The organism is Streptomyces inhibens (assembly GCF_003389455.1).
Taxonomy (GTDB): domain Bacteria; phylum Actinomycetota; class Actinomycetes; order Streptomycetales; family Streptomycetaceae; genus Streptomyces; species Streptomyces inhibens.
Genome location: NZ_QUAC01000124.1, coordinates 1 through 17563, shown reverse-complemented (window position 1 = coordinate 17563; position 17563 = coordinate 1). Strand labels below are relative to the sequence as shown.

General features: G+C 70.0%; 13 protein-coding genes and 1 riboswitch. Of the genes, 7 read left to right on the top strand and 6 right to left on the bottom strand.

Annotated features, from left to right (window positions below; all coding sequences use genetic code 11):
• Positions 1 to 48: 48 nt before the first annotated feature.
• The 3 genes from DY245_RS15645 (at position 49) to def (ending at position 3406) form a co-directional block, all read left to right on the top strand.
• A complete protein-coding gene (locus tag DY245_RS15645) occupies positions 49 to 1278 on the top strand; it encodes an HD-GYP domain-containing protein (protein WP_128507770.1) in 1230 nt (409 codons plus the stop codon).
• A gap of 428 nt (positions 1279 to 1706) precedes the next feature.
• Positions 1707 to 2693 (top strand): tetratricopeptide repeat protein, encoded by a 987-nt coding sequence (locus tag DY245_RS15640; RefSeq protein ID WP_128507759.1) that lies wholly within the window; start codon positions 1707 to 1709, stop codon positions 2691 to 2693.
• 68 nt (positions 2694 to 2761) lie between these two features.
• On the top strand, positions 2762 to 3406 hold the full coding sequence (gene def, locus DY245_RS15635; RefSeq protein ID WP_128507757.1) for a peptide deformylase: 645 nt from the start codon (positions 2762 to 2764) through the stop codon (positions 3404 to 3406).
• Between the two features lie 47 nt (positions 3407 to 3453).
• Here def and DY245_RS15630 read toward each other — a convergent pair whose 3' ends face one another.
• The 6 genes from DY245_RS15630 to DY245_RS15605 form a co-directional block, all read right to left on the bottom strand.
• Positions 3454 to 5415, bottom strand: a complete 1962-nt coding sequence (locus DY245_RS15630; protein WP_128507755.1) for a transglycosylase domain-containing protein — start codon at positions 5413 to 5415, stop codon at positions 3454 to 3456.
• Positions 5416 to 5517: 102 nt separating this feature from the next.
• Entirely contained in the window at positions 5518 to 6543 is a 1026-nt protein-coding gene (locus DY245_RS15625; protein WP_181923691.1) for a ribonucleotide-diphosphate reductase subunit beta, read from the bottom strand.
• On the bottom strand, positions 6543 to 8960 hold the full coding sequence (locus tag DY245_RS15620; RefSeq protein WP_181923690.1) for a ribonucleoside-diphosphate reductase subunit alpha: 2418 nt from the start codon (positions 8958 to 8960) through the stop codon (positions 6543 to 6545). The genes DY245_RS15625 and DY245_RS15620 overlap by 1 nt, the downstream gene beginning before the upstream one ends.
• 162 nt (positions 8961 to 9122) lie before the next feature.
• Positions 9123 to 9271: riboswitch (cobalamin riboswitch) on the bottom strand.
• Positions 9272 to 9563: 292 nt separating this feature from the next.
• On the bottom strand, positions 9564 to 11213 hold the full coding sequence (gene mctP, locus DY245_RS15615) for a monocarboxylate uptake permease MctP (protein WP_181923692.1): 1650 nt from the start codon (positions 11211 to 11213) through the stop codon (positions 9564 to 9566).
• 35 nt (positions 11214 to 11248) lie between these two features.
• Positions 11249 to 11509, bottom strand: a complete 261-nt coding sequence (locus tag DY245_RS15610; protein ID WP_128507753.1) for a DUF3311 domain-containing protein — start codon at positions 11507 to 11509, stop codon at positions 11249 to 11251.
• Between the two features lie 156 nt (positions 11510 to 11665).
• Positions 11666 to 12424 (bottom strand): GntR family transcriptional regulator, encoded by a 759-nt coding sequence (locus DY245_RS15605; protein WP_128507761.1) that lies wholly within the window; start codon positions 12422 to 12424, stop codon positions 11666 to 11668.
• A gap of 241 nt (positions 12425 to 12665) precedes the next feature.
• On the opposite strand from DY245_RS15605, the gene DY245_RS15600 reads away from it, so the two are divergent.
• The 4 genes from DY245_RS15600 (at position 12666) to DY245_RS15585 (ending at position 17487) form a co-directional block, all read left to right on the top strand.
• A complete protein-coding gene (locus tag DY245_RS15600) occupies positions 12666 to 13934 on the top strand; it encodes an extracellular solute-binding protein (RefSeq protein ID WP_128507751.1) in 1269 nt (422 codons plus the stop codon).
• Positions 13935 to 14060: 126 nt separating this feature from the next.
• On the top strand, positions 14061 to 15089 hold the full coding sequence (locus tag DY245_RS15595) for a carbohydrate ABC transporter permease (protein ID WP_128507749.1): 1029 nt from the start codon (positions 14061 to 14063) through the stop codon (positions 15087 to 15089).
• The gene (locus tag DY245_RS15590; protein ID WP_128507747.1) at positions 15086 to 15916 is read left to right on the top strand and encodes a carbohydrate ABC transporter permease; all 831 of its coding nucleotides are present in this window, start codon (positions 15086 to 15088) and stop codon (positions 15914 to 15916) included. Before DY245_RS15595 ends, DY245_RS15590 begins: the two co-directional genes overlap by 4 nt.
• An 8-nt stretch (positions 15917 to 15924) precedes the next feature.
• Positions 15925 to 17487: a glycoside hydrolase family 3 protein gene (locus DY245_RS15585; protein WP_128507744.1), complete on the top strand. Its 1563-nt coding sequence runs from the start codon at positions 15925 to 15927 to the stop codon at positions 17485 to 17487.
• The last annotated feature ends 76 nt before the right edge of the window (positions 17488 to 17563 follow it).

Here is a 17563-nt window from a genome sequence, read left to right as displayed (position 1 = left end):
GCCGCCGGCCCGCGCGCCCGGGTGCCGACCGTGTCCGGAAGCGCCGTCATCGCCGCGGTCCACGCCACGGCCGGCGCGCTGGCCTGCTGGGCGCTCGGGTGGACGCTGTGGAACGGCCTGGCCGAGCCGGGGATCGCGCTGGCCTTCGGGGTGCTGATGGCCGTCGGCGAGCTGGTGGGCCGGGGCCCCGACCCGGCGACCGGCGCGGGGCGGGAGGGCGCACCGCTCGGCGTGGCCGGCGCACTCGCGTACGCCCTGCTCGGTGAGGCCGGCGGACGCCCGACCACACACGGTGTCCCGCAGACCGTGGCGGTCGTCCTGGCGGCCGGTCTGGTCGGAATCGTCCCGCATCTCGCGCGCGGCCGGGGGCCGGCGCTCGACCCGCTCGCGCGCCGGGTGCTGACCGTCGGCTTCGCCGCCACCTGCTTCCAACCCCTCTACAACACGGGGACGTTGGGCACCTGGGTGGCCTCGGGGCCGGTCTACCCGCTCTTTCTGGTCGGCCTGCTGGCGCTGACCGCGCTGTGCGACGCGGTGCTGGCCGCCGCCCTCGCCCACGCCCGTACGGGCTGGCCGTACGGGCCGCTACTGCGCGACGCATTGCGGGCGCTGCCCGGCATCGGCTCGGCCATCTGTGCCACCGGAGTGGTGATCTCGCTCGCCACCGCGGTCGCCGGGCTGTGGGCGCTGCCGGTGTTCTGTCTGCCGCTGCTGCTGACCCAGTTCGCCTTCCGCCGGTTCGCGGCCGTACGGGCCACCTACCGCCAGACCATCGCCTCGCTGGCCCGCTCCACCGAGATCGCCGGCTACACCCCGCACGGCCACGCCCGCCGGGTCGCCGCGCTCAGCCGCGCGGTGGGCCGCGAACTCGGCCTGAACACACCGGATCTGGACGTTCTCGAACACGCCGCCCTGATGCACGACATCGGCCAGCTCTCGCTCCTGGACCCGGTGCCGGACGGCGCGACCGCCCCGCTGCCGCCCGCCGAGCAGCGCCGGATCGCCCTGCTGGGCGGCGCCGTTGTCCGCCAGACCGGGGTCCCCGCGGAGGTCGCGGTGATCGTCGAGCGGCAGGCGGATCCGTACCGGGACCAGCCGGTCACGGCCCGTATCGTCCGTACGGTCAACGCCTACGACGATCTGTCGGGGGAGTCGGCCGGCCCCGGCGGTGCGCTGCGGGCCCTGGAGCGGCTGCGGCTGGCCACCGCGCAGGACCACGATCCCGGGGTCGTCGAGGCGCTCGCCCGGGTCCTGGCGCGCGGCGGCCGGGCGGTGTGACCGGGCGTGTGACCGCATGGGGTGAGACGGCCGACGGCCCCGGGGATCGGAACCGGCCATGCCCGGTCTTCCGGCTTGCGGAACGCCTTCACGGGCGCGTATGCGCCGGTGAGGCCGGAAACAGCCGGTGCCGGCCGTTGCCGGTGCCGGACGCGTACCCCCGTGGTTGAGCCTGCGCAGGGTGCCCTATGTCATGGAACCCATGGGTAATGAGCGCCCTTCGAGATGGGCATGGTTGGATGCGAAGGAAGCCCCTCTCAGGGGGGTTCAGGGGGTCGGCGAAGGGCAAGGAGCCGCAGAGGGCACAGCAAACCAGGCTGAGCCCGACGGCAATCTGTGGCAGGTTGTCGAGTGGGCCCCCAGAAGGCCCCGGGCGCCGCTCGGGTCACCTCCTAAGCGGCATCAAGAGCAACCAGCAGGCGGGAATCGTGAGGATCTTCGGCAAGGTACGGCACCGGCCCTCCGCCTCGTGGCGGCAGGCGACCGACCGCGCTTTCACGCTGATCGGCGACGGCCGTTACGAGGACGCGGGGGCGTTGCTGACCCGCGCCGCGGACATGGAGCCGTGGCTGTCGGAGTCCTGGTTCAACCTCGCCCTGCTGCACAAGTTCCGGCACGACTGGGAACAGGCCCGCGCCGCCGGCCTGCGCGCCGTCGCGCTGCTGGACCGCGAGACCGGGGCGCCCGACTGGTGGAACGTGGGCATCGCCGCCACCGCCCTGCAGGACTGGCCGCTGGCCCGCCGCGCCTGGCAGGCGTACGGCCTCAAGGTCCGCGGCGAGGGCTCACCGTCCGGCGAACCGCTCGGTATGGCCCTGGGCAGCGCCGCCGTGCGACTCTCCCCGGAGGGCGAGGCCGAGGTGGTCTGGGGCCGCAGGCTGGACCCGGCCCGTATCGAGGTGCTGTCGATCCCGCTGCCGTCCTCCGGGCGGCGCTGGGGCGAGGTGGTGCTGCACGACGGCGTCCCGCACGGCGAGCGGACCACCGCCGCGGGCCCCTCCTACCCGGTCTTCGACGAGATCGAGCTGTGGGCGCCTTCCCCGGTCCCCACCTGGGTGGTGTTGCTGGAGGCCGCCACGGAGGCCGACCGGGACGCCCTGGAGCGGCTGGCGGCCGATGCGGGCTTCGCGGCCGAGGACTGGTCGTCCTCCGTACGGCTGCTGTGCCGTACGTGCTCGGAGAGCCGGATGCCCAGTGACGAGGGCGAGGGCGAGCATCTGGACCCGCACGACCACAGTGAGCCGGGCCACCCCGGGCCGCTCGGGCACCGCACCGCGGGCTCGGGTTCCCTGTGGGTGCCCGAGCGCGAATGCGGTATCGCGGCGCCGTCCGCCCTGGTGCGCGGCCTGCTGGACGGCTGGGTCGCGGACAGCCCGGACACCCGGGAATGGCGCGATCTTGAAGAGGTCTGCTGAGCGCCGGTCCGCGCCCCCGTAGGCTGTAGGGCGACTAATCAGGGTTTTCAGGAAGGCGTACGGCGGAGATGGCCCAGCAGCCTGTGTTTGATCAAGACGATGACCAGCGCGTGGACGAGGCGTTCGTCGATGACGTCACCGACGCCGCGGAGCGGGAGGCCGCCCACCGTGAGCGCGGCACCTCGCGCCCGATCACGGTCGTCGGCAATCCGGTGCTCCACACGGAGTGCAAGGACGTCACGGAGTTCGACGACGAGCTCGCCCAGCTCATCGACGACATGTTCGCCAGCCAGCGCACCGCCGAGGGCGTGGGGCTGGCCGCCAACCAGATCGGCGTGGACCTGAAGGTCTTCGTCTACGACTGCCTGGACGACGAGGGCGTCCGGCACGTCGGGGCGGTCTGCAACCCCGTGCTGGACGAGCTGCCCGCCGAGCGCCGGATCCTGGACGACTCCAACGAGGGCTGCCTGTCCGTGCCCGGCGCGTACGCCTCGCTGGCCCGCCCCGACTACGCCGTCGTCCGCGGCCAGAACGCCAAGGGCGAGCCGATCGCGATCGAGGGCACCGGCTACTTCTCGCGCTGCCTGCAGCACGAGACCGATCACCTCTACGGCTACCTCTACATCGACCGGCTCAGCAAGCGGGACCGCAAGGACGCGCTCAAGCAGATGGCCGAGCGCGAGCCGCGCTACCCCGTCGTCGCCAACGACTGAGCGCGGCGCCGTGGCGCCCGGCCGGCGGCCGGGCGCCCCCGCGTCCGTTACGACGCCTCCTGGTAGGCGGACCAGATCTTCGGCGGGAGGGTCGTACCCAGCCCGGTCTTGGGGCCGCCGACGCCGTTCATCGGCAGCAGTTCGGGCGCTCCCGGCTTGTTGCGGAACATGGTCACGGCGGTGGTCGGTTCGCTGCCGTCACCGGCGCCGGGGGCCTGGTCGGGGCGGATGCCGTCCCAGCTTCCCGAGCCGGTACCGGGGCCGGAGCCCGGGAGCAGGCCGGCAGCGGGTGCGCTGCCGATGAACCACGCCGACTTCATCCGGTCGCCCGGCTCCGTGAGGCCGGCCGCGACCGGCTGCTGGACCGGCTTGCCGCCCGGGATCCCCAGCGTGCGCCAGCCCAGCCCCTCCAGGGCCCCGGAGACCTGCTGGGCGACCCCGGCGTCGAGGACCTGCTCGGGCCCGGTCCGGTTGAAGCCGGGGAGCTTCTTGCCGCCGTACGTCATCTTGGTCACCGCGTACGGGTCGGCGTGCAGCCCGCCGTTGGTGAAGGTGGTGTAGGCGCTCGCCATCCGGATCGCGCTGGGCGCCGAGGTGCCCAGCGGGAAGGTCTGCTCCAGGCGCGCCATGCTCTCCTCGCGCAGGCCCGCCGCCACCGCGACATCCCGGATCCGCTCCAGCCCGATACGCTGCCCGGCCTGCACGAACGGCGGGTTCTCGGCGTTCATCAGGGCGCCGGTCAGATCCCCGAACCATTTCTGCCGGTCCACCGGGCGCGCCTCGTCGTCGACTTCGGGCCGGTCGACCTGCTGCTGGAGCGCGGCCGCCAGCACGAACGGCTTGAACGCGGAGCCGGCCGGAACCGCCGTGGTGTCCGCGTTGTTGCTGAAGTGCCGGGTGGCGTCCGTGCCGCCGTAGAGCGCGACGATCGCCCCGTCCTTGGGGCGTACGGAGGCCGCGCCGACCTCCACAAAGGTGTCGGCCGCGCGCTTCTTGGGGTCGAGGTTCTGCCGGCGGACGTCATTGACGGCCTTTTCCAGGCGGCGGGTGCGCTGTTTGTCGAAAGTGGTGTGGATGCGGTAGCCGCCGCGCGCCAGGTCCTTGTCGGTCAGGCCGGTGCCGGCCTTGATGAACTTATTGGCGATATCGATGAGATAGCCGATCTGGCCGGCCTGGCTGGTGGGCTTCGACAGTGCGCGGGGCTCTGGGAATTCGCGGTACTTCGCCCGCTCCTGCTCGGTCATCTTCCCGGTGGTGACCTGCCGGTCGAGAATCCAGCTCCAGCGCTCCACGGCCCGTTCGTGATTGGCCTTGCTCAGCCCCGGGTCGTACTGCTCCGAGCCCTTCAGCACGGCGGCCAGCATGGCGCCCTGGCTGGGGTTCAGCTTGTCGGCGTCGATTCCGTAATACGCATGGGCGGCCGCCTGGATGCCGTACGAACCGCGGCCGAACCAGCTCGTGTTGAGATATCCGCGCAGAATCTCCCGCTTGGACTTCTGGTTGCTCACCTTCAGCGAGATGATGAATTCCTTCAGCTTGCGGGTGACCGTCTGGTCCTGCGAGAGATAGGTGTTCTTCACATACTGCTGGGTGATGGTGGAGCCGCCCTGGGTGTCCTCGCCGGAGATCATGTTCACCACGGCACGGCCGATGCCCTGGATGGAGACCCCGGCGTCGCTGTAGAAGGTGGCGTTCTCCGCGGCGATCACGGAGTTCTCGACGGAGTCGGGCACCTTGTCGAGCGTGATGTTCTGGCGGTTGACGGCGCCCACACTCACCATCTGGCTGCCGTCCGCCCAGTAATAGACGGTGGCTTCCCGGCCGGCGAGCTCGTTCTCGTTCGGGATGTCGACGTTTGCGTAGACAAGGGCGAACAGCCCCGCCAGGCAGATGATGCCGAGCGAGAAGGTGCCGAGCCACTGCCGCCATGACGGCAGCCAGCGGCGCGGACCCTCCCGTCCCTGACGCGGATAGTCGATGAACCGGCGACGCCCCTTCGTGGCCTTCATATCCGGATAGATGTGGTGGCCATGGCTCCGGTTGCCGAGGTCACCGAATGCTCATAAAGGCGGGTGGCCCGGCCGAAGGGGCGTCGCGGGTGCGGGAACCGTCTAGAAGTCGTCGTCGAAGGAGACCGAGCCCTCGACCGCGACCTGGTAGGCGGAGGCGCGGCGCTCGAAGAAGTTGGTCAGCTCCTGGACGTTCTGCAGCTCCATGAAGGAGAACGGGTTCTCCGAGCCGTACACCGGGGCAAAGCCCAGGCGCTGCAGCCGCTGGTCGGCGACGCACTGGAGGTACTCGCGCATCGACTCGGTGTTCATGCCCGGCAGGCCGTCACCGCACAGGTCTTGGCCGAACTGCAGCTCCGCCTCGACGGCCTCCCTGAGCATGTCGGTGACCTGCTGCTCCAGCTGGTCGTCGAAGAGCTCGGGCTCCTCCTCGCGGACGGTGTCCACCACGGAGAACGCGAACTCCATGTGCATGGACTCGTCGCGGAAGACCCAGTTGGTGCCGGTGGCCAGCCCGTGCAGCAGACCGCGCGAGCGGAACCAGTAGACGTATGCGAAGGCGCCGTAGAAGAACAGCCCCTCGATGCAGGCCGCGAAGCAGATCAGGTTGAGCAGGAACCGGCGGCGGTCGGCCTTCGACTCCAGCCGGTCGATCTTCTCGACCGAGTCCATCCACTTGAAGCAGAACTCGGCCTTCTCCCGGATGGACGGGATGTTCTCCACGGCCGCGAAGGCGGCGGAGCGGTCGTCCGGGTCGGGGAGGTAGGTGTCCAGCAGCGTCAGATAGAACTGGACGTGCACGGCCTCCTCGAAGAGCTGCCGCGACAGATACAGCCGCGCTTCGGGGGAGTTGATGTGCTTGTAGAGCGTCAGCACGAGGTTGTTGGAGACGATCGAGTCGCCGGTCGCGAAGAACGCCACCAGCCGGCCGATCATGTGCTGCTCGCCCGGGGAGAGCTTGGCGAGGTCGGCGACGTCGGAGTGGAGGTCGACCTCCTCCACGGTCCAGGTGTTCTTGATGGCGTCCCGGTAGCGGTCGTAGAAGTCCGGGTACCGCATCGGACGCAGGGTCAGCTCGAAGCCCGGGTCGAGGAGGTTCTTCGTGGTCTTCTCAGGTGCGGTGGTCATTACTGGCAGGCCTCGCAGGACTCGGGGTTTTCCAGGGAGCAGGCGACCGCTTCGGGGTCGGCCACCGGCAGTTGTGCCGGAACGGACGCGCGCGCCGACTGGGCGATCCGGGTCGCCGGGCGGGAGCGCAGGTAGTACGTCGTCTTGATGCCGCGCTTCCAGGCGTAGGCGTACATCGAGCTGAGCTTGCCGATGGTGGGCGAGGCCATGAAGAGGTTCAGCGACTGGCTCTGGTCGAGGTAGGGCGTACGGGCCGCGGCCATGTCGATCAGGGCACGCTGCGGGATCTCCCAGGCGGTGCGGTACAGCGCCCGGATCTCCTCGGGGATCCAACCGACGTCTTGGACCGAGCCGTTGGCCTCGCGCAGCGCGTCACGGGTCCGTGCGTCCCAGAGCCCCAGCGCCTTGAGCTCCTCGATCAGATAGGCGTTGACCTGGAGGAACTCGCCGGACAGCGTCTCGCGCTTGAAGAGGTTGGAGACCTGCGGCTCGATGCACTCGTACACGCCCGCGATGGAGGCGATGGTCGCGGTCGGCGCGATCGCCAGCAGCAGGGAGTTACGCATTCCGGTCGCCGCGATACGGGTGCGCAGCGCCGCCCAGCGGTCCGCCCAGCGGGGCTCGGCGTTCGGGTAGTGGTCCGGGTGCAGCACACCGCGGGCGGTGCGGGTCGCGGACCAGGCCGGGTGCGGGCCGTGCCGCTCGGCGAGGTCGGCGGACGCCTCGTACGCCGCGAGCATGATGCGCTCGGAGATCCGGGTCGACAGCGCCTGTGCCTCGGCCGAGTCGAACGGCAGCCGCAGCCGGAAGAAGACGTCCTGCAGGCCCATCAGGCCCAGACCGACCGGGCGCCAGCGGGAGTTGGAGGTCCCGGCCTGCTCGGTCGGGTAGAAGTTGATGTCCACGACGCGGTCGAGGAAGGTGACGGCGGTGCGGACCGTGGCGTCCAGCCGCTCCCAGTCCATCGCCTCCTCCCAGCCGGCGGCCTCGTCGCCCAGGTGCGCGGCGAGGTTGACCGACCCGAGGTTGCAGACGGCGGTCTCCCCGTCGTTCGTCACCTCCAGGATCTCCGTGCACAGGTTGGAGGAGTGCACGACCTGGCCGGGCTCGGCGGTCTGGTTGGCGGTGCGGTTGGCGGCGTCCTTGAACGTCATCCAGCCGTTGCCGGTCTGCGCCAGGGTGCGCATCATGCGGGAGTACAGCACCCGGGCGGGGATCTGCTTGAGCGCCCGGCCCTCGGCCTCGGCCTTGCGGTAGGCGGCGTCGAACTCGTCGCCCCACAGGTCCACCAGCTCCGGCGCGTCGGAGGGCGAGAACAGCGACCAGTCGCCGTCCGCCTCCACCCGGCGCATGAACTCGTCCGGGATCCAGTGCGCGATGTTCAGGTTGTGCGTACGGCGCGCCTCCTCACCGGTGTTGTCGCGCAGCTCCAGGAACTCCTCGATGTCGGCGTGCCAGGTCTCCAGGTAGACACAGGCGGCGCCCTTGCGCCGGCCGCCCTGGTTCACGGCCGCGACCGAGGCGTCCAGGGTGCGCAGGAACGGCACGATGCCGTTGGAGTGACCGTTGGTGCCCCGGATCAGCGACCCCCGTGCGCGGATCCGGGAGTAGGAGAGGCCGATACCGCCGGCGTGCTTGGAGAGCCGGGCGACCTGGTGGTACCGGTCGTAGATCGAGTCGAGCTCGTCCAGCGGGGAGTCCAGCAGATAGCACGAGGACATCTGCGGGTGGCGGGTGCCGGAGTTGAAGAGGGTGGGGGAGGAGGGGAGGTAGGACAGCGAGCTGGTGAGGCGGTACAGCTCGGCGACGTCCTCCAGCGCCGCCGCGGACTCGTTCTCCGCGAGGCCGCAGGCCACCCGCAGCAGGAAGTGCTGCGGCGTCTCGATGACCTGACGGGTGGTGGGGTGGCGCAGCAGATAGCGCGAGTGCAGGGTACGCAGACCGAAGTAGCCGAAGCGGTCGTCGGCGCCGTCGGCCAGCGCCTTGTCGACCAGCGCGTCCAGCCGGGCCGCGTGGGCGCGGACGAACCGGGCGGTCTCGTCGGCGATCAGGCCCTCGCGGAGGCCGACCTCGACGGAGGCCGAGAAGGCGACCGCCCCCTGTACGGCCGCCTCCTCGGAGATGGCGAGGGTGAGCAGGCGCGCGGCGAGCCTGGAGTACTGCGGCTCGTCGCCGATCAGCCCGGCCGCGGCGTCGATGGCCAGCGACCGCAACTCGGCCTCGTCGGAACCCGCGTGCCGGCCGCGCAGGGCGGCGGCGGCCACCTTGCCGGGGTCGGTCGCGGCCAGATCCTCGGTCAGTTCGGTCAGGGTGCGCAGCAGCGCGACGCCCGGCCCGTCGGCGGGGGCAGGAGGCGTGGCCACCGCAGGCTGAACTACCTCGGCGTCTGACGCGGACTCCGTTGGCGCGATGGTCACGTGATGCTCTCCCTCACTCGGCGGGGGCTAGGAGGGGCGGGGCGCGACGGTCGCACGCGCGCATGCGGCACCCCGTTACGGTCAGGGGTGCGCGGGCACACCGCGCGGCGTCCACCGGCCCAACCCTCGGGGCCCGGACGTATCGACGTCCGCACCGATGGCGGTGAGGACGTACCGTCGGCAGGTCTTCGGACTTCACGGACGCGCGACAGGGCCGTCATCAGGCCACTGAGCGCGCTCCCACACCGTTGCGGGACAGTTCCGGATTCCCACCGGATTCCCCTGCGGCGACAGCGAGGACGAGCATACATCTTGTGCTGCTCCCCGCATGCACCCCCACATCTTGTGTCGCTACCTCATACCACTCCTACTGGTGTGCGAACGGCCATGGGGTCCGGCAGAGTCGGCAACGGGCCCGGAAACGCCGTGTGGGCCGGGCCGGGCGGGCCCTTCAGGCCATCTCACGGGTGAACTCCCGGAGCGTGCATCCCGGTAGCGGCGCCCGGTCCCGCGCACGCTCCAGAGCTCGGCGGCCGGGGACGACGACGGGCCGCCGCGCCCCCGAAGGGACGCGACGGCCCGTGATCCGCCGGTGCCGGTGGCTCAGTGGCCGGTCGGTGCTCCCGCCGTGGCGGGCGGCAGGTCGGCCGTGACGCCCGCGTCGCCGGCGTCCGCGGTGTAGTCGGCCGGGCTGGTCTCGTCGACGCCGTCAGGGACCTTGGCGGCCTTCAGGGCGAAGGTCAGGACGACGGTCACCACGACGTTCAGGACGAAGGCGGTCAGGCCGATGTAGCCGATCTCGCCGATGCCGGGGATCTCCTTGCTGGAGCCGCCGAAGTGGGCCTGGGTCGGGCTGGCCACGCCGTATGCCGCGAGCGTGCCGTAGAGCATGCCGACCGCCCAGCCGGTGAGCAGCGCCCAGCGGTGGAACCAGCGGGTGAACAGGCCGCCGACCAGCGACGGCATGGTCTGCAGGATCCAGATCCCGCCCAGCAGCTGGAAGTTGATCGCGACGGTCTTGTCCATGGTGAGGACGAAGACCAGCGCACCGACCTTCACCAGCAGCGAGACGAGCTTGGCGACCTTGTGCTCCTGCTCCGGTGTGGCGTCCTGCTTGAGGAAGTCCTTGTAGACGTTGCGGGTGAACAGGTTGGCGGCGGCGATCGACATGATGGCCGCGGGCACCAGCGCGCCGATGCCGATCGCGGCGAACGCCACGCCGGAGAACCAGCTGGGGAACATGTCCTCGAACAGCTGCGGGATGGCCAGCTGCGGGTTGCCCTGGATGTCCGTGCCGGCCTTGATCGCCATGAAGCCGAGCAGTGCGAGCAGGCCCAGCATGAGGGAGTACAGCGGCAGGATCGTGGTGTTGCGGCGGATCACATTGCGGCTGCGCGAGGACAGCGTGGCGGTGATCGAGTGCGGGTACATGAAGAGCGCCAGCGCGGAGCCGAGCGCCAAGGTCGCATACGCCCATTGGGCGTTGGGGCCGGTGGTCAGCGCGCCGCGCGGCTTGCCGGGGACGGCGCCGGGCTGGGCGAACGCCTTGCCGGCCGCGTCGAAGATCGCGTCGAAGCCGCCCAGCTTGATCGGGATGTAGATGATCGCCACCGCGATGACGAGATAGATCAGGCCGTCCTTGACGAAGGCGATCAGGGCGGGCGCCCGCAGGCCCGAGGAGTAGGTGTACGCGGCGAGGACGGCGAAGGCGATCAGCAGCGGCAGGTCCTTGACGAACCAGTTGGTGTTCTCGCCGCCGCCGATGCCCATCACGTCCAGGACGGCCTGGATGCCGACCAGTTGGAGGGCGATGTACGGCATCGTGGCGAGGATGCCGGTGAGCGCCACGGCCAGCGACAGGCCCTTGGAGCCGAAGCGGCCGCGGACGAAGTCGGAGGTGGTGACGTAGCCGTGCTTGTGCGAGACCGACCACAGCCGGGGGAGGAAGGTGAAGATCAGGGGGTAGACGAGGATGGTGTACGGCACGGCGAAGAAGCCGGCCGCGCCCGCCGCGTAGATCGCCGCCGGGACGGCCACGAAGGTGTACGCGGTGTAGAGGTCCCCGCCGAGCAGGAACCACGTCACCCAGGTGCCGAAACTGCGGCCGCCCAGGCCCCATTCGTCCAGGTTGGCGGACTCCTCGGCCTTGCGCCAGCGGGCGGCCAGGAATCCCATGACCGTCACGGCCAGGAAGAAGAAGACGAAGACGGCGAGCGCGACGCCGTTGACGCCTTGGGTCGAGGAGGCGGCCAGCGGCGTGGTCGCCGTCGTTGCCGTCGTTGCGAGAGTCACTGGGCCGCACCGCCCTTGCGTGCGCGCTGCTCACGCTGCACGAGCTTGTACGCGACCATCGTCAGGACGGTCGAGATCAGCACCCACAGCATCTGGTACCAGTAGAAGAACGGGATCCCGATGAGCGTCGGCTCGATCTTGGCGTACGAACTCACCCACAGCATCGCCACGAACGGAGCGAGCAGGCACAGCCCCGCCACCACGCGTGTCGGCGTGATGACCGGTCTGTTGGTCGGTGATGCGGCTGGCTCTGGCATGAGCGTGGCTCCGTCCCTGGCGAACTCCTGTGCAATCGGCTGGAAATCTATGGCAGGGCCGTGGCGCGCGTCACTAGCTGTCCGCATATCGGTATGAAGAATCCGCGGCGGAGAGCAGGCGCCGCCCACGGTCAGCAGCGGCGCGGCGCCTCGGAGTCAGTCCGTCGGGCGGCGCAGTCGGGCGACGAATTTGTAGCGGTCGCCGCGGTAGACCGAGCGCACCCATTCCACCGGTTGGCCCTGTGCGTCGAGGGAGTGCCGCGAGAGCATCAGCATCGGCAGGCCGACGTCGGCGCCCAGCAGGCCGGCCTCGCGCGGGGTGGCGAGCGAGGTCTCGATGGTCTCCTCGGCCTCCGCGAGGCGGACGTCGTAGACCTCGGCCAGCGCGGTGTAGAGGGAGGTGTACTTGACGAGGTTGCGGCGCAGCGCGGGGAAGCGTTTCGCCGACAGATGGGTGATCTCGATGGCCATCGGCTCGCCGCTGGCCAGCCGCAGCCGTTCGATGCGCAGCACCCGGCCGCCGGTGGCGATGTCCAGCAGGCCGGCCAGCCGGTCGTCGGCGGTGACATAGCCGATGTCCAGCAGCTGGGAGGTCGGCTCCAGGCCCTGGGCCCGCATGTCCTCCGTGTAGGAGGTCAGTTGCAGCGCCTGGGAGACCTTGGGCTTGGCGACAAAGGTGCCCTTGCCCTGGATGCGCTCCAGCCGGCCCTCGACGACCAGCTCCTGCAGGGCCTGACGCACCGTCGTACGGGAGGTGTCGAACTCCGCGGCCAGGGTGCGCTCGGGCGGGACCGGGGTGCCGGGCGGCAGGGTCTCGGTGATCTCCAGCAAGTGCCGCTTGAGGCGGTAGTACTTGGGCACCCGCGCGGTCCGCGCGCCGCCGCCGCTCTCGGTACTGCCCCCGTCGGTCTCCATGCCCCGCCTCTCCGACTCCTGTCGTGCTGCCGTCACCGGCTCCTCCGTACGTAGCGGCTCACATCGTGGCACGGGCGGGTTGTCCGCGCTCCCTTGCAGGTCCCGGCCCGCCAGATGTCGGTCCGGTAACGGACCTGACAGCGACTCTTATACACCCTTGACACCCCAAAAGGTCTAGGCCAAGCTGCGGGCACTGGTCTAAACCATTAAAGACCACACCCGGCCTTTAGGGGAGAGCGCAATGAAGCGTGGGCTCATAGCGGCGACGGCGGTCGCGGGAATGCTGGTGAGTGTCGCTGCCTGTGGGTCCAGCGGCGGCAACAAGGCGGGCGCGGATGGCTTCAAGGGCCAGAAGCTGACCGTTTGGGTGATGAGTGGTTCGAATCCGGCGCAGTGGACCCGGCAGGTCTCCGAGCAGTTCAAGAAGAAGACCGGCGCCACGGTCGAATTCAAGGTCCAGCAGTGGAACGGCATTCAGCAGAAGCTGAGCACCGCCCTTTCCGAGGACACCCCGCCGGACGTCGTCGAAATCGGCAACACGCAGACCGCCGCATACGCCGAGGCGGGCGCCCTGGCCGACCTCGGCGATCTGAAGAAGGAGATCGGCTCCGACTGGAACGACGCCTTCAACAAGGCGTCGCTGGTGGACGGGAAGCAGTACGCGCTGCCCTGGTACGCCGGTAACCGCGTGGTGATGTACAACAAGAAGATCTGGGCCGAGGCAGGTCTCAAGGGCACCCCCAGGACCCGCAACGAGCTCTTCAAGGCCTTTGACACCATCAAGAAGAAGACCGACGCCGAACCGCTGTATCTCCCCGGCCAGAACTGGTACTTCTTCGACGGCCTGACCATCGGCACCGGCGCCGACCTGGTGAAGAAGCAGGGCGGCAAGTGGGTCTCCAACCTCGGTGACCCCAAGGTCGCCAAGGCCATGGACATCTACACGTCGTACCAGGCCTTCAGCACCGCCCCGAAGAACAAGGACGAGGCCACCCCGCAGCAGGCCGAGGTCTTCGCCAAGGGGAAGACCGGCGCCGTCATCGCCATGGGTTACGAGGCCGCCACCGCCATCAAGGCCAATCCGAAAATCAAGAACGACATCGGCTTCTTCACCATCCCCGGTGAGACCGCGGACAAGCCCGAGGGCGTATTCCTCGGCGGCTCCAACTTCGCCGTCGCCGGCATGGGCAAGAACCAGGAACTCGCCAAGGAATTCCTGAAGGTGGCCCTGTCGAAGGAGAACGACGGACAGATGGTCAAGGAGGTCGGCTGGACCCCGAAGTCCCCGGACCTGGCCGGCGCCGCCAAGGAGAATCCGGCCGCGGCGGCCGCAGCGCCCGCGGCGGAGAAGTCCGGCGGCACCACTCCACTGATTCCGCAGTGGGCCGCGGTGGAGAACGTACCGAACCCGATCAAGAGCTATATGACGGCTGTTCTGAGCGGTAAGTCCCCGGCCGACGCCGCCAAGGACATCGAATCCGAGATCAACGCGCGGCTCGCCAAGCAGTAGGGCGGACCCGGCGGTCCTGAGTGATCAGGCCGCACCACCGGCTGCGTACGGGCCGGCCGTCCCCGGCCCGTACGCACTCCGGCAGAGGCACCGAGGTGTGACGGCGAGAAGGGGGAGCAGAGGCTCATGGCAGTGCAGCTCGACGACGCGGTGGACAAGACCGCGCCGCGGACCGGCAAGGGGGGCGCACCGCCCGGCCGCCGCTCTCCTCGTTCACCCGGCCGCCGCACTCCTCCCGCTCGCCGCACTCCTCATCCTCCCACCCGCCGCGCCCCGTATCTCCTGCTGCTGCCGGCGCTGCTCGCGACCGCGGTCCTCCTGGGCTGGCCCATGGTCCGCAACATCCTGCTCTCCTTCCAGAACCTCAATATGAAGGAGCTGATCCAGCACCTCACCGACTGGCGCGGGACGGGCAACTACCAGGAGATCCTGGGCAGCGAGCAGTTCTGGCGGGTCACCCTCCGCACCATCGTCTTCACCGCGGTCAATGTCGCCCTGATCATGGTCCTCGGCGTACTGATCGGACTGCTGCTGGCCCGGCTCGGCAAGAAGATGCGGCTGACGCTGTCCCTGGCGCTGGTGCTGGCCTGGGCGATGCCGGTGATCGCCGCCACCACCGTCTTCCAGTGGCTCTTCGACTCCCGCTACGGCGTCGTCAACTGGCTGCTGGACAGGCTCGGCCGGCATGCGATGGCCCACTACGACTGGGTCGGCACCCAGCTGTCGACCTTCTTCGTCATCACCGTACTGATCGTCTGGCAGTCGCTGCCCTTCGTGGCGCTCAACCTCTACGCCGCCACCACGACGATCCCCAAGGAGCTCTACGAGGCGGCCCGGATGGACGGCGCCGGCACCTGGAAGGTCTTCACCTGTGTCACCTTCCCCTTCCTCAAGCCCTTCTTCCTCGCCACGACGTTCCTGGAAATCATCTGGGTCTTCAAGGCGTTCCCGCAGATCTTCGCGATCAACGAGGGCGGCCCCGACCGGCTCACCGAGACGCTGCCGATCTACGCCTTCACCGAGGGCGTCGGCAATCTCCACTTCGGTATGGGTGCCGCGATCTCGCTGCTGACGATCGTGGTGCTGCTGGCCATGACCGCCTACTACCTGCGTCTGACGATCAAGCAGGAACAGCAAGAGGAGAACGAGCTGTGAAGCGCTCTCTCGCCGGCCGTATCTGGCCCAACGCGACGGCGGTCGTGCTCGCCCTCGGCTTTGTCTTCCCGGTCTACTGGATGTTCAACACGGCCTTCAAGCCGACCCAGGACATCGTCACCGAAGACCCGGTGTGGTTCCCGCTCCACGGCACCTTCGAGCACTTCGCGACGGCCGTGAACGCCCCGAACTTCTGGATCCTGGCCGGGAACTCGGTCCTGGTGACCGTGCTCGCCGTCGGTCTGTCGCTGGTGATCGCGCTGTGCGGGGCGTTCGCCCTCACCCGGATGCGCTTCAAGGGCCGCAAGGGCATCCTGCTGACCTTCATGGTCGCCCAGATGGCGCCCTGGGAGGTGATGGTGATCTCGATCTACCTGATCGTCCGGGACGCGGACCTGCTGAACAGCCTGCTGCCGCTCACCTTCTTCTACATGCTGATGGTGCTGCCCTTCACCCTCCTGACGCTGCGCGGCTATGTCGCCGCGGTGCCCAAGGAACTGGAGGAGTCCGCGATGGTCGACGGCTGCTCCCGCCGGCAGGCCTTCCTCAAGGTCGTCTTCCCGCTGCTGGCACCCGGCCTGATGGCCACCTCGCTCTTCGGCTTCATCACCGCCTGGAACGAATTCCCGCTGGTGCTGGTCCTCAACAAGGAGCCGGCCATGGGCACCCTGCCGCTGTGGCTCTCACAGTTCCAGAGCCAGTTCGGGGACGACTGGGGCGCCACCATGGCCGCCGCCTCGATCTTCGCCGTCCCGATCCTGGTCCTCTTCCTGTTCCTGCAACGCAAGGCGGTCGGCGGTCTCACCTCCGGCGCAGTGAAGGGATAACGCAGTCCATGACTCCTTTTGCAGGCTCTGCACACTCCGTACGCTCCGCCGACACCCTCACCCGCGACGCACTCGCCGTCCTCCAGCCCGGCTTCACCGGCACCACCGCCCCCGACTGGCTGCTGCGCCGGGTCGGCGAGGGCCTGGCATCGGTCGGCCTCTTCGGCCGCAATGTCGCGGACCCCGCACAACTCGCCGCGCTCACCGAACGGTTGCGCCGGGAACGCGCGGACATCCTCGTCGCCATCGACGAGGAGGGCGGCGATGTCACCCGCCTCGAAGTGCGCGGTGGCTCCTCCTTCCCCGGCAACCACGCGCTCGGCGCCGTCGACGACACCGCGCTGACCCGCGAGGTCGCCCGCGAACTCGGCCGCCGGCTGGCCGACTGCGGTATCAACCTCAACTGGGCGCCCTCCGCCGACGTCAACTCCAACCCCGACAACCCCGTCATCGGCGTCCGCTCCTTCGGCGCCGACCCGCAGCTGGTCGCCCGGCACTCCGCCGCCTACGTCGACGGTCTGCAGTCCGCCGGCGTCGCCGCCTGCACCAAACACTTCCCCGGCCATGGCGACACCGCCGTCGACTCCCACCACGACCTGCCGCGTATCACCGCCGAGCTGGCCACCCTCCAGGAACGCGAACTGGTTCCCTTCCGCGCCGCCGTCGCCGCCGGCACCCGGGCCGTGATGAGCGCGCACATCCTGCTGCCCGCCCTGGACGCCGACCACCCCGCCACGCTCAGCCCGGCCGCGCTGCACGGCCTGCTGCGCGCCCCCGTCGCCGAGGGCGGCCTCGGCTTCGACGGACTGATCGTCACCGACGGGATGGAGATGCAGGCCATCTCCGCCACCTACGGCATCGAGCGAGGCAGCGTGCTGGCCATCGCGGCCGGCGCCGACGCCATCTGTGTCGGCGGCGGACTGGCCGACGAGGACACCGTGCTGCGGCTGCGCGACGCCCTGGTGAGGGCGGTGCGCGACGGCGAGCTGTCGGAGAAGCGGCTCGCCGACGCCGCAGCACGGGTGCGTGCCCTGGCGCGCTGGACCCGGAGTGCGGGCGCGGGGGAGGGGGTCGCGCCCGCACCCGGGATCGGACTCACCGCGGCCCGCCGCGCCCTGCGCAGCACCGCCGGCGGCCGCCCCTACGAGCCGCTGACCACCCCCGCGTATGTCGCCGCCTTCACCCCCCTCGCCAACATCGCCGTGGGTGACGACACCCCCTGGGGCGTCGCCGCCGAACTGGCCCGTCTCGTCCCCGGCACCGAAACCGCCACCTACACCGGCGAGTCCGCCGCGACCGCAGGCACCCCCGCCCTGATCGACGGGCTGCTCACGGCGGCCGCCGACCGCCGCATCGTCGCCGTCGTCCGGGACGTGCACCGCCATCCCTGGATGGCCGACGCACTGGCCGCCCTCCTCGCCGCCCGCCCCGACACCGCGGTCGTCGAAATGGGCGTCCCCCAGTCCCCGCCCCAAGGCGCCCTGCACATCGCCACCCACGGCGCCGCCCGCGTCTGCGGCCGGGCCGCGGCCGAACTCCTCACGGGCCTCGGGCCGGCGAACGCGGAATAGACTGCCCGCTGCCCGCTGCCCGCTGCCCGCTGCCCGCTGCCCGCTGCCCGCTGCCCGCCGCCCGCCGCCCCGTGCC